Raw genomic sequence first — 12,364 nt, 5'->3', positions numbered from 1 at the left:
CCCACCTTCCGCATGACGCCCTGATGACTCAGGGCGTGACCGAATGACCGCCACTGCTGCCGTTGCGCCCGCTCCCTCTCCCGTCGTCATCATCGGTGCGGGCCTTGCCGGCCTGACCGTCGCCCTGCACCTGGCCGACAAGCTGCCGGTCATCGTGCTCGCCAAGCGCGAGCTGACCGAAAGCGCCACGGCCTGGGCGCAGGGCGGCATCGTCGGCGTGCTGGGCAGCGACGACAGCATCGACAGCCATGTGCGAGACACGCAGGACGCCGGCGCCGGCCTGGTGGACGAAGCCACGGCCCGCTTCATCGCCGAGCGCAGCGCGCAGGCGGTGGAATGGCTCGTGCAGCAAGGTGTGCCGTTTACTCCTGATGACGATGGCCCACTCGGCCTGCACCTGACCCGCGAAGGCGGCCACGCGGTGCGTCGCATCGCGCATGCGGCCGATGCCACCGGCAAGGCCATCCACGACCAGCTGCTGGCGGCCGCCAAGGCGCATCCGAACATCAGCCTGCGCGAACGCTGGATGGCGCTGGACCTGATCACTTCCCGCCATCTGCAGCGCAGCGAACAACCGCGTTGCTACGGCGTCTATGCGCTGGACATCGACAGCCGCAAGGTCGAGACGCTGGCCGCGAGCGCCGTGGTGCTGGCCACCGGCGGCGCCGGCAAGGTGTACCGCTACACCACCAACCCCGACACGAGCACGGGCGACGGCATCGCCATGGCCTGGCGGGCTGGCTGCCGGGTGGCGAACATGGAGTTCATCCAGTTCCATCCGACCTGCCTCTACCACCCGCAGGAGCGCAGTTTCCTGATCACAGAGGCGCTGCGAGGCGAGGGCGCTTATCTCAAGCTTCCTGACGGCACGCGTTTCATGGCCGCGCATGACGAGCGCCTGGAGCTGGCGCCGCGCGACATCGTTGCCCGAGCCATCGACTTCGAGATGAAAAAGCATGGTGTCGACCATGTGTGGCTCGATGCCACGCACCTGGGCGAAGCCTTTCTGAAGGAACATTTCCCCACCATCCATGCCCGCTGCCTGAAGCTCGGCATCGACATCGCCCAGCAGCCGATTCCTGTCGTGCCGGCCGTGCATTTCACCTGCGGCGGCGTGGTGACCGACCTGCGCGGCCGCTGCGACCTGCCCGGCCTCTATGCCGTCGGTGAGACCAGCTACACCGGCCTGCATGGCGCCAACCGCCTGGCCAGCAATTCACTGCTGGAATGCGTGGTGCTGGGCCAGACCTGTGCCGACGACATCATGGCCGAGGCCAAGCCCGCGGCCGCGATGCCGCCGGCCTGGGACGAAAGCCAGGTGGAAGACGCCGACGAGCAGGTGGTGATCGCCCACAACTGGGACGAGCTGCGGCTGCTGATGTGGAACTATGTGGGCATCGTGCGAACCACCAAGCGGCTGGAGCGGGCCCTGCATCGCATCTCGCTGCTGCGCAGCGAGATCGATGACTACTACGCCAACTTCCGCGTCACGCGGGACCTGCTGGAGCTGCGCAACCTGGTGGACTGCGCCGAGCTGATCGTTCGCTCGGCCTTGCTACGCCATGAGAGCCGCGGCCTGCATTACAGCCGCGACTATCCGGATACCTTGCCGGCCAGTTTCCCGACCGTCCTGATTGCCGAGCGGCGCAGAGCTTAGGCCTTGGCGTGCAGAGCCCGGCGGGCCTGGACGAAGTTGAAGGCGTAACGCACCGACTCATTGATCGCCGAATCGATCTCCAGACGTTCCGGCTCCGTGAGGTAGAACGAGAAATCGACCGCGTGACGGATGTAGCGCGGCGGCAGGCGGTTCAGCGCGACGCAGGCCACGTCCACGAGCAGGTCGTTGTTGTCGATCTGCGGGAACTGAGGTGCCAGCTTCTGCACCGTGGCGAAGACTTCGCGTTCGTGATGGTTGTAGAGCGAGCTGAAGTCGGAGGTTTGCATGGCGGGGCTACTCTTCAAGTCTGGCGATATGCCGACTTTATAGCCTGAGCAGCCCGCGCCAAGGCGTCGGGCTGACCCTAGTCAAACAAACCGCAGCTGCAGGCTTCAGGCGGCGCCGATGCCGCTCTTCATGCCGGCGGCCTTGAGCTTGTGCGCTGCGACGAAGTCCAGCATGCGCTCGATGCAGCCGGCCGCCTGGCCGCGGACAGGCTCGGCCACCTCGATCTCGCCCTGGCCGGTTTCGAGGCAGTCGATGATGCCTTGCAAGGCGTTCATCGCCATCCATGGGCAGTGGGCGCAGCTCTTGCAGCTGGCTGCATTGCCGGCGGTGGGCGCCTCGATCAGGGTCTTGCCCGGCGCCAATTGGCGCATGCGGTGCAGGATGCCGTTGTCGGTGGCAACTATGTACTCCTTGGCTGTGCCTTCGACAACCGCCTTGATCAGGGCCGAGGTCGAGCCGACCACATGGGCCTTCTCGACCACGCTCTTCGGTGACTCGGGGTGCACCAGGATCATTGCGTCCGGATGCTGCTCTCTCAGGAGGTCCAGCTCCAGGCCCTTGAACTCGTCGTGCACGATGCAGGCGCCGTTCCACATCAGCATGTCGGCGCCGGTCTGTTCCTGGATGTAGCGGCCCAGGTGCCGGTCGGGCGCCCAGAGGATCTTCTCGCCCTTGGCATGCAGGTCGGCCACGATGTCCAGGGCGCAGGAGCTGGTGACCATCCAGTCGGCGCGTGCCTTCACGGCAGCGCTGGTGTTGGCATACACCACCACCTGGCGGTCCGGATGGGCATCGCAGAAGGCGGCGAATTCGTCGGCCGGGCAGCCGAGGTCCAGGGAGCAGGTGGCGTCCAGGTCGGGCATCAGCACGCGCTTCTCGGGGCTCAGGATCTTGGCCGATTCGCCCATGAAGCGAACGCCGGCCACGACCAGGGTCTGCGCCGCATGGTCGCGGCCGAAGCGGGCCATTTCAAGAGAGTCGGAGACGATGCCGCCGGTTTCCCAGGCCAGGTCCTGCAGGTCGCCGTCCACGTAATAGTGGGCGACCAGCACAGCGTTGTGCGCCTTGAGCAGGGCGGCGGCGCGGGCCTTCAGCGCGACACGCTGGTCGGGGGTGAGAGGCGCTGGCACCTTGGCCCAGGCATGGGCCGTGCAGCTTTCGCCAGCGGCGTCCTGGCGGGTGTAGTCGAAGAGAACCTGATCCATGGCCGGCATCCTAGCGCAGGGCCCATGGCGATGCGGAGCCAGGGTTTCAGGCCGAGGCGAAGAATCGGCTGGGCGGCATGCCCACGGTGCGTCGCACCATGGCCGAGAACGCGCTGGCGTTCGCATATCCCAGCTCGGCGGCGATGTGCGCCATCGGCCGCGCACGGGCGGCCAGCGTCAGTGCGTGGGCCAGCAGGACCTGGGAGCGCCATTGCGCAAAGCTCGTGCCCAGCTCTTCGCGGAACAGTCGCGAAACGGTGCGCGCACTGGCGCCGGCCTCGGCCGCCCAGGCTTCCAGGCCATGCTGGCGCTCGGGTGCCTCCAGCATGGCCTGGCAGAGCTTGCGCAGGCGGGCATCGCGGGGCAGGGCGATGCCCAGGCTCAGCGGCTTGGCGCGTTTCAGCTCATCGAGGACCAGCTCGGTCAGCAGCGCCTCCCGGCGTGCCTCGATCCTCTCATCCAGCTCGATGGCCAGTTGCAGCACCAGCTCGCGCAGCAGCGGCGCCACTTCAAGTACCCGGCATCCGGACCATATGGACTCTTCCAGCAGGCTGGGCAGGAGGTACAGCGTGCGCAGCTCGGCCTGCTCGATGGCGGTGACCGCATGGGTGATGCCGGCCGGAATCCAGACTGCCCGCGAGGGCGGCACGATGAAGGTGCTCTCGTCCGTGCCCACACGCACCGCGCCGCTGGTCGAGAAGACCAGCTGGCACCAGTCATGGTGATGCGGATGGATGTCCATCTGATGCTCCATGCGCCGCGCCTTGCCCCGAATCGGGCGCGCGGCCGTGGGTTCATGGAGCGACGGATCCAGGGGAGGCAAAGAGCGCCGAGCGGGTCGGGAGGCTTGGGTCGAGGGTCTGGACGGGTGCATGGCCGGAATTCGACAATGTTTGTCGAACTATCGCATGCCGGCCGAAAGCTCGCGGCCTACATTGGATCCATGAATTCAGCGACCCTCGCCCTCGACCCGCGCACCCAGGCCCGGCGCGACATCAGCACCATCAGCCTGATCGGCCTGGCACATGGCACCTCGCATTTCTTTCACATGCTGCTGCCGCCGCTGTTTCCGGCTTTCATCGGTGAGTTCGGGCTGAGCTATTCGCAGCTGGGCCTGCTGGTCACCACCTTTTTCGTGATCTCTGGCATCGGCCAGGCCACGGCCGGATTTGTGGTGGACCGCATCGGCGCCAGGCCGGTGCTGTTTGCAGCGCTGGGCTGCTTCGTGCTGGCTTCGCTTGCCGCGGGCCTGGCGGGCGGCTTCGGCGGTCTGATGCTGGCCGCGGCGCTGGCGGGTCTTGGCAACTCGCCCTTCCATCCGGTGGACTTCACGATTCTCAACAAGCGTGTTTCGCAGCCCCGGCTGGGCCATGCGTTCTCGGTGCACGGCATCACAGGCAACCTCGGCTGGGCGTTGGCACCGGTGTTCTCCATCGGCATTTCACAGGCCACGGGCAACTGGCGCTTCGCCTACGTCGGCACCGCCCTGGTCGCGCTCACGGTCCTCGCCTTGCTGGTCTGGCAGCGTCAGGCCATTGACGACAGGGAAGGGAGCTGGGCCCACGCCAAGCCGGCGCCGGGCGCCCGGCCCGAGCATCCGATGGCCTTCCTGAAGCTGCCCTCGGTCTGGCTCTGCTTCAGCTTCTTCTTCTGGACTACGGCGGCGCTGTCGGCCATCCAGAGCTTTGCCAGCCCGGCGCTGCAGGCGATGTACGGCCTGCCGGTGAGCCTGACCGCCTATGTGGTGACCGGCTACATGCTGTGCGGTGCGGCGGGCATGGTGGTGGGCGGCTTTCTGGTGGCTCGGGTCGAGCGGCTGGAGCGCAGCATCGCCTTCGCGATGGCATTGGCCGCCTGCCTGCTGCTCCTGACGGCCAGCGGCTGGCTGCCTCCCCTGGCGGCGGCGGCCGTGGCAGCGCTGGCGGGTTTCGGCACCGGCCTGGCCGGCCCTTCGCGCGACATGCTGATCAAGCGCGCCGCGCCTCCGGGCGCCACCGGCCGGGTCTACGGCACCGTGTATTCGGGCCTGGACGTCGGCTTTGCGCTGGCCGCGCCGGTGTTCGGCGCCTTGCTGGATGGCGGCCATCCCGCCGCCATCTTCGCGGGCTCGGCGTTGGCGTTGTTCCTGGGTGTCGGCTCGGCCGGGCTGGTGGGCATCGGGCTGGTGCGGCGTCGGCAACAGGCGCTTGCATAGGCTGCACTTGTCGGTTTCCAGGGCGGCTAGGATCGTCGCTCCGCAAAAGCTCTGGAGACCGATGTGACACCCAAGAACACCATCTGCATCTGGTACGACGGCGGCGCCGAGGAGGCGGCCGAGTTCTACGCCAGGACCTTCCCGGACAGTGCGGTGAAGGCGGTGCATCACGCGCCGTCTGACTACCCCTCCGGCAAGGCCGGCGATGTGCTGACGGTCGAGTTCACCGTCTGCGGCATTCCCTGCATCGCGCTGAACGGCGGTTCGGCCTTCAAGCAGACCGAGGCCTTCTCCTTCCAGATCGCTACCGACGACCAGGCCGAGACCGACCGGCTCTGGAGCGCCATCGTCGGCAATGGCGGCCGCGAAAGCGCCTGCGGCTGGTGCAAGGACAAATGGGGCCTGAACTGGCAGATCACGCCGCGCGTGCTGACCGATGCGATGGCCGACCCTGACCGTGCAGTGGCCAAGCGGGTCTTCGAGGCCATGATGCAGATGGGCAAGATCGATATTGCCGCCATCGAGGCGGCGCGGCGCGGCTGAGCCTCGGGGGCTGAGCTTCGGGCTGACCGCTCAGCGCTTGATCGCGCGCTTCTCGGGCGTACTCTCGAGCGATCGGCAGGTCAGCGGTGTCGTGCCTGCGCCGTCGTAGAAGCAGATCGCCAGGGCCGGCGTCTCATAGCTCACGGCGGCGCCACCGACAAAGGTGACGAACAAATCCTTCTGCACCGAGTTCGACGCGGCGAAGCCCTTGGGCCGGGGCGTGCCGTAGACGATCTTGGCAGCCAGCATCTTGCCCTCGAGCTCACTGCGGTATTCCGGCCGCACGGCCGTGAGCTTGGCCATGTCGTAGATCGTGCGGGCCTGGTCCTTGGGCATCTTCAGCGAGATCGTGCTGGGGATGCCCCGACTCAGGATGTAGACGGGCGCACCGGTGTTGTCGCCGTTGAAGAAGCTGGCGAACTTCACATAGCGCACGCGGCCGGCCGCTGCCATCGGGCCCGCCGCCCCCAGCTTCTGCAACTCGGTCTCGAGCGACTGGTCGGGGAACACCGCGCCCGAGCCACCGCAGCGCATGCCGTTGGCGCCGCCGTTGTTGTACAGGCCGAGGTCGCGGCAGGTGCTGACGCGCAGCACCTCGGTGGCCATGTCGTAGTCCTCGATCTTGATCGGCGTGAAGGTGTAGATGCGCTGGGGCAGGGGCTGCGCCTCGCGCTCGAAGATCCGCTCGACGTAGCCCTTCTTCTCGGCCGCCAGCTGCTGATCGAAGGCCTCCTTGTCGAAGGGGCTGCTGAACTTGGCTTCGTAGTCGAGCAGGCGGCGTGTCTGCAGATATGCCAGGAAGTCGGCACGCAGCTTGGGGCGCAGCTTCTCCTCGCTGCGCAGGCCGTTGACGTACCAGTCGATGGCTTGCAGGGAGCCGTCGTCCACGACGGGCTGGGTCGACAGGCTCAAGGGCGCATGGTCGATCAGGCCCCAGCGATCATCGGCACCCTTGCCGCCATTCAATGACGAAGCCAGGCGCTCGAAGGTCTGACGCTGGGCGATGAGCGCCTGCTGCTGCGCGACGACGGCCGGATCGCCGAGCGCCTGGGCAAAGGTCGAATCGGGGTTGCCCCCGCGCACCAGCACGACGCGCCAGCGCGAGCCATAGGTCCAGCGATTGCTGCCTCCGCAGGAGCCCGAGGCGCCGAAATGCCGGCAGCCGACCTGCGCCCCACCGTTGCCACTGGCGGCCGTCCAGACGGTCGACCACCACTCGATCGGGCGCTGCTTGCCGAGCGTGGCGAGTTCCTTCGGAGTCGGCAGGCGCCAGTCGGAATAGCCGGCCAGGCGGCTGTTCTGCGCCAGCGCCATGGCCTCGGGCCAGGTCAGTTCGGCCAGCTCACCCCGGCAGGCGTCGACAGGAACCGTGCCATCGCGCCGCGCCATGCATTTGGCCCACTGCAGTCCGGTGGCAGGATCGACCCAGACGCCGGCCTGCTCGCCCGCACCCGAGGCAGCCGCACTGGCGGGCTCCGCCGCCTGTGCATGCGCGGTCGAGGCCGCGAGCAATGGAGTCAGGAACAGTGCGCTCAGGGCAAGGCGAATCATGGCAAGTCTTTCTCGTCGATGAAGTGAAGCCGGGTCCATTTTCAAAGCCGTTCCATTGGCGCTTGCTGACGGCGCTGCAATTGCGCTGAAGCGCATTCCCAGGACTTGCTGTTTGCCGGCCCCTGTGGGCGGGGTGGCTGCCGCTTGGCTTTCGTCAAGCTGGCTGGCGCTACAGTCGGAGGCGATGAACACCACCCATTCTTCAGCCGGCGCCCGTCTCGCCGGACACGCCCTCGTCGAGGCCCTATTGGCCCAGGGAGTCGATACCGTCTTCGGCGTTCCCGGCGAGAGCTATCTCGCCGTGCTGGATGGCTTTCACGAGCACCGCGACAAGATCCGCTTCATCGCCTGCCGACAGGAAGGCGGCGCGGCCTTCATGGCCGAGGCACAAGGCAAGCTGAGCGGTCGGCCCGGTATCTGCTTCGTGACCCGCGGCCCTGGCGCGACGAACGCCAGCATCGGCCTGCACACGGCCTTCCAGGATTCGACGCCGATGATTCTCTTCATCGGCCAGGTGGCGGCCGACCAGCGCGACCGCGAGGCCTTCCAGGAGGTCGACTACCGGCAGATGTTCGGCCCTGGCACGCTCGGCATGGCCAAGTGGGTGGGCGAGGTGCACGACGCCGACCGGCTGCCTGAGTACGTGGCGCGGGCCTTTCACACGGCCATGCAGGGCCGGCCCGGCCCGGTGGTGCTGGTGCTGCCGGAAGACATGCTCACGCGCATGACCAGCGCGGCGGCGCTGCCCCGTGTGCGGCCGGCCGAGGCCGCGCCCACGCCGGCTGCCCTGGCCGAGTTGCGCGAGCGCTTGCTGGATGCCAGCAAGCCGCTGCTGATCGTCGGTGGTGGTGGCTGGAGCGCAGACAGCACGGCCGCCTTGCAGCGCTTTGCCGAGGCGTGGAGCTTGCCGGTGGGCTGTGCGTTCCGCTTCCAGGACCTGTTCGACAACAGCCACCCGAACTATGCCGGCGACGTGGGCATCGGCATCAATCCGAAGCTCGCTGCGCGCGTGCGTGAGGCCGACCTGATCATCGCCATCGGGCCGCGCCTGGGCGAGATGACGACCAGCGGCTACACCCTCCTGCAAGCCCCGCGGCCGCTGCAGCAGCTGGTGCACATCCATGCTGGCGCCGAAGAGCTGGGCCGCGTCTATGCAGCTGACTTGATGATCAATGCCAGCATGGGTTGTGCTGCCCAGGCGCTTGAGTCGCTGGCGCCGCCCAGCTCGGTGCCCTGGGCCGAATGGACCCGCACCGCCAATGCCGACTACGTGGCCAACTGCGTGCCGACGCCCGTGAGCCCGCTGGACATGGCCGAGGTCGTGAAGCAGCTTTCCACGTTGCTGCCCGAGGGCACGATCTTCACCAATGGCGCCGGCAATTACGCGGGCTGGCTGCACCGTTTCCATGGCTACAGCGCGCTGCATCAGTTTGGCCGCACGCAGCTGGCGCCGACCAGCGGAGCCATGGGCTATGGCGTGCCGGCGGCCGTGGCTGCGGCGCTGCTTCAACAGGACCGCTGGGTGGTCAATATCGCCGGCGATGGAGACTTCCTGATGACGGGCCAGGAACTGGCCACGGCCACGGGCTATGGCGCGAAGAAGCTCATCTCCGTGGTGGTGGACAACGGCACTTACGGCACCATCCGCATGCACCAGGAGCGCGAGTATCCGGGCCGCGTGTCCGGCAGCGATCTGTTCAACCCGGACTTCGCCGCTCTGGCCGAGGCCTACGGCTGGCGCTCTGCACGGGTCGAGTCGACAGGAGAATTCGAGCCAGCGCTGCGCGCTGCCATCGCCGAACCGGGCAAGCCGACGCTCTTGCACCTGCGCCTGTCCAGCGATGTGTCGACCAGCCGCAGCAGCTTGTCCGCCATCCGCGCCGCCGCCGAGCAGCGCCTCGCCTGAGCGGCATCTGAAACAATGCGGCCATGAACAAGACTGAATTCACACTGCGCGGCGAGTACATCGAACTGGACAAGCTGCTCAAGGCCACCGGCCTGGCTGAAAGCGGCGGCCGGGCCCGCGTCATGATCACCGAAGGCCAGGTGCAGGTGGACGGCCAGCCCGAGAGCCGCAAGACCGCCAAGATCCGCGCCGGCCAGCGTGTGCAGCTCGCGGGCGAGTTGATCCTTGTCCTGGCGGCCGACGCCTGATGTCTTCATGAGGGGTGCCGCATGAACAGCTTTTCCACCTGCGATATCTGCGACGCCTACAAGGCCGATGCCAGCGGCGTGCTGCGCGTGCTGCCCGGCGGGCTGTACCGGAGCTATGGCGCCCGAGCGAGCTTTGCCGGTGCGATCAGCACCGTGCGCTGCCTGGACGACAACAGCAAGGTCAAGGCCGCTGTGGAAAGCCCGGGCGAGGGCCGGGTGCTGGTGGTGGATGGTGGTGGCTCGATGCAACGCGCGCTGCTGGGCGGCAACCTGGCCGCCGCAGCTGCGCGCAATGGCTGGGCGGGCCTGCTGATTCACGGCTGCGTGCGCGACCTGGCCGAGCTGAGGCAGGCCGACATCGGAATCCTGGCCCTCGGCCATGTGCCCATGCCCACCGAGCGCCAAGGGCAGGGCACGAGCGACGTGGCCCTGCAGCTGCACGGCCTGCTGATACGTCCCAACGAATGGCTTTATGCCGATGAGGATGGCGTCGTCGTCAGCGCAGCGCCCTTGCACGCCCGAGCTGAATGAGAACCGGAGCCCGCATGCTGAATCACCTCACCCTGGCTGCCCTTGCCGTCACTGCCATGCTGGGCGGCGCTGCCCGCGCCGACACGCTGATCCACGCCGGGCGCCTGATCGACGTGGACCAGGGCAAGGTGCTGGAGCAGATGTCCATCGTCATCAAGGACGGCCGCATCAGCGAGGTGAAGGCGGGCTACATCGATGCCGCGGGCTATTCGCCCTACCACGACCTGCGCGCGCAGACGGTGATGCCCGGCCTGATCGACATGCATGTGCATGTCTCGGGCGAAAGCAGTGGCGCGAGTGGCGCGACCGACCGCTTCCTTCTGAACCCGGCCGACTACGCGCTGCGGGCCACGCAATACCTGAACCGCACGCTCAATGCCGGCTTCACCACGGTGCGCGACCTGGGCGCCGGCAATGGCCTGGCCATCAGCCTGCGCGACGCGGTGCGCAAGGGCTGGATCAAGGGCCCGCGCATCTTCGCTGCTGGCAAGGGCATTGCCACCACCGGTGGCCATGGCGACCCGAGCAATGCGCTCAACCTGGAGTACACGCACGACCACGGCCCCGAAGGCGGCGTGATCAACGGCGCTGCCGAAGCCCGCAAGGCCGTGCGCCAGCGCTACAAGGAGGGCGCCGACCTGATCAAGATCACCGGCACCGGTGGCGTCTTGAGCCTCGCGAAGAACGGCCACAACCCGCAGTTCATGGAAGACGAGGTCGAGGCCATCGTCAAGACCGCGCGCGACTACGGCTTCGCGGTGGCCGTGCATGCCCATGGCCGCGACGGCATCATGCGTGCGGTCAAGGCTGGTGTCGATTCCATCGAGCATGGCACCTACATGGACGACGAGATCATGCGCGAGATGAAGGCGCGTGGCACCTGGTTCGTGCCGACCATCTCCGCCGGCAAGTTCGTGGCCGACAAGGCCAAGGTTGATGGCTATTTCCACGAGTTGGTGCGGCCCAAGGCCGCCGCCATCGGCCCCTTGATCCAGGCCACCTTCGGCCGCGCCTACAAGGCCGGCGTCAAGATTGCCTTCGGCACCGATGCCGGCGTGGCGCCGCATGGCACGAACGGCCAGGAATTCATCTACATGGTCGAGGCCGGCATGACGACCATGGATGCGATCAAGTCCGCCACCGTCAATGCCGCGCAGCTGCTGCGCCAGAGCGACCAGCTGGGCAGCATTGCGCCAGGCAAGCTGGCCGATGTGGTGGCCGTGAATGGCGACCCGCTGCGCGACATCAGCCTGATGACCAAGGTCAGCTTCGTGATGAAGGACGGCGTGGCGGTCAAGCCCTAGTCATTGTCGGAGGGGCGTCGGCGGCTGGCTTGGCGCGCGACCAGTGGATGGCGACGTTGGTCAGGATCATCACCAGGATCAGGTCGCCCCACAGCGTGTACCAGAGCCAGGCATCCTTGCTCAGCAGGCAGGCGACCGCCAGGTTGACGCCGGCCAGCAGCAAGCCCATCAGACACATGCCGGCCGACAGCCGCTGCGTGTTCAGGTCCTTGTAGACCAGGTAGTTGCTGAAGCGCAGCCCCAGGTTCTTGCCACCCATCAGCGCGTCCACACCAAAGCAGGCCGCAACGATGCTGCCGATGACGGTTGCCTTCAGCTGCACCGCGAACTCCGAATCGAAGTACCAGGAAAAGCCGGCCGAGAGCAGCAGGATGACGATGCCGAACAGCGCCATGCCGCCGAGGATGTCGACCTTGCGGGTGGCCCAGCGGTTGATGGCCCATTGCATCGGCAGCATGGCGAGGCCGGCGCCGGCCGTGACCAGCGCTGCGGTGCGCAGATCGGTCGTCTTGCCGAGCACGAAAAACAGCAGGCCCAGCGCGATATCGGCGGCAATGGCCGGCCCCTGGTTCTTCAGGCGCGAGAAGTCGATGCCCTGGGCCGCGACCGGCTTGCGCCTGGCCTGCATCTGCAGCAGGCGCGGCAGATAGGCAAAGGGCTCGGGATGCGATTGATAGGCCACCTGCCCGTCAAGTGTGGCCCGCACGCCGTAGTTCCAGGCCGAGCGCGGACCCAGCTCGAAGACCAGCTCGCCCTGGGCCGTGGGCAGGCTGATGCGATGCAGCCGGTAGGGGCCGCTCGTGAAGCTGAAGCCGTCTTCCAGGGTGCGGCCCTCGTGCGTCAGCAACAGGCGCGAAGCGGTCAGCCCCGATTCAAAGCGCAGCTCGTAGCGAACACCGGCGACGGTGACGGGGAAGCGGTAGGTCCAGAGTTTCAT

The 12,364-nt window shown here is 67.2% G+C and carries 12 protein-coding genes; 7 read left to right on the top strand and 5 right to left on the bottom strand.

Annotated elements, in window-relative coordinates; translation table 11 throughout:
* Positions 1-43: 43 nt before the first annotated feature.
* On the top strand, positions 44-1,657 hold the full coding sequence (nadB, locus tag V3596_RS02580; RefSeq protein ID WP_334276027.1) for an L-aspartate oxidase: 1,614 nt from the start codon (positions 44-46) through the stop codon (positions 1,655-1,657).
* Here the strand turns inward: nadB and V3596_RS02575 are convergent.
* The 3 genes from V3596_RS02575 to V3596_RS02565 all read right to left on the bottom strand — a co-directional run bounded on the left by V3596_RS02575 (position 1,654) and on the right by V3596_RS02565 (position 3,904).
* Positions 1,654-1,944: a late competence development ComFB family protein gene (locus tag V3596_RS02575; RefSeq protein WP_334276026.1), complete on the bottom strand. Its 291-nt coding sequence runs from the start codon at positions 1,942-1,944 to the stop codon at positions 1,654-1,656. The genes nadB and V3596_RS02575 overlap by 4 nt on opposite strands.
* A 105-nt stretch (positions 1,945-2,049) precedes the next feature.
* Entirely contained in the window at positions 2,050-3,150 is a 1,101-nt protein-coding gene (gene nadA, locus V3596_RS02570) for a quinolinate synthase NadA (RefSeq protein WP_334276025.1), read from the bottom strand.
* A gap of 46 nt (positions 3,151-3,196) precedes the next feature.
* Positions 3,197-3,904, bottom strand: a complete 708-nt coding sequence (locus V3596_RS02565) for a helix-turn-helix transcriptional regulator (protein WP_334276024.1) — start codon at positions 3,902-3,904, stop codon at positions 3,197-3,199.
* A 189-nt stretch (positions 3,905-4,093) separates the two neighbouring features.
* On the opposite strand from V3596_RS02565, the gene V3596_RS02560 reads away from it, so the two are divergent.
* Positions 4,094-5,344 (top strand): MFS transporter, encoded by a 1,251-nt coding sequence (locus V3596_RS02560; RefSeq protein ID WP_334276023.1) that lies wholly within the window; start codon positions 4,094-4,096, stop codon positions 5,342-5,344.
* A gap of 63 nt (positions 5,345-5,407) precedes the next feature.
* A complete protein-coding gene (locus tag V3596_RS02555; RefSeq protein ID WP_334276022.1) occupies positions 5,408-5,887 on the top strand; it encodes a VOC family protein in 480 nt (159 codons plus the stop codon).
* Between the two features lie 30 nt (positions 5,888-5,917).
* Here V3596_RS02555 and V3596_RS02550 read toward each other — a convergent pair whose 3' ends face one another.
* The gene (locus tag V3596_RS02550) at positions 5,918-7,438 is read right to left on the bottom strand and encodes an Lcl C-terminal domain-containing protein (RefSeq protein ID WP_334276021.1); all 1,521 of its coding nucleotides are present in this window, start codon (positions 7,436-7,438) and stop codon (positions 5,918-5,920) included.
* Between the two features lie 184 nt (positions 7,439-7,622).
* Between V3596_RS02550 and V3596_RS02545 the strand changes: the two genes are divergently transcribed.
* From V3596_RS02545 to V3596_RS02530, 4 genes are read left to right on the top strand one after another with little or no spacing between them, the layout of a single operon-like run.
* Positions 7,623-9,344, top strand: coding sequence for a thiamine pyrophosphate-binding protein (locus V3596_RS02545; protein WP_334276020.1), 1,722 nt, complete (start codon positions 7,623-7,625; stop codon positions 9,342-9,344).
* Between the two features lie 23 nt (positions 9,345-9,367).
* The gene (locus V3596_RS02540; protein ID WP_334276019.1) at positions 9,368-9,592 is read left to right on the top strand and encodes an RNA-binding S4 domain-containing protein; all 225 of its coding nucleotides are present in this window, start codon (positions 9,368-9,370) and stop codon (positions 9,590-9,592) included.
* Positions 9,593-9,613: 21 nt separating this feature from the next.
* A complete protein-coding gene (gene rraA, locus V3596_RS02535) occupies positions 9,614-10,123 on the top strand; it encodes a ribonuclease E activity regulator RraA (protein WP_334276018.1) in 510 nt (169 codons plus the stop codon).
* Between the two features lie 14 nt (positions 10,124-10,137).
* Complete coding sequence (locus V3596_RS02530; RefSeq protein WP_334276017.1) at positions 10,138-11,427, top strand: metal-dependent hydrolase family protein; 1,290 nt, start codon at positions 10,138-10,140, stop codon at positions 11,425-11,427.
* On the opposite strand, the gene V3596_RS02525 is transcribed toward V3596_RS02530, so the two are convergent.
* The gene (locus tag V3596_RS02525) at positions 11,417-12,364 is read right to left on the bottom strand and encodes a septation protein IspZ (RefSeq protein WP_334276016.1); all 948 of its coding nucleotides are present in this window, start codon (positions 12,362-12,364) and stop codon (positions 11,417-11,419) included. The genes V3596_RS02530 and V3596_RS02525 overlap by 11 nt on opposite strands.

Origin of the sequence: Roseateles microcysteis (assembly GCF_036880965.1) — a bacterium.
Taxonomy (GTDB): Bacteria; Pseudomonadota; Gammaproteobacteria; order Burkholderiales; family Burkholderiaceae_C; genus JAUASW01.
This window is presented reverse-complemented; position numbering and strand designations above follow the sequence as displayed.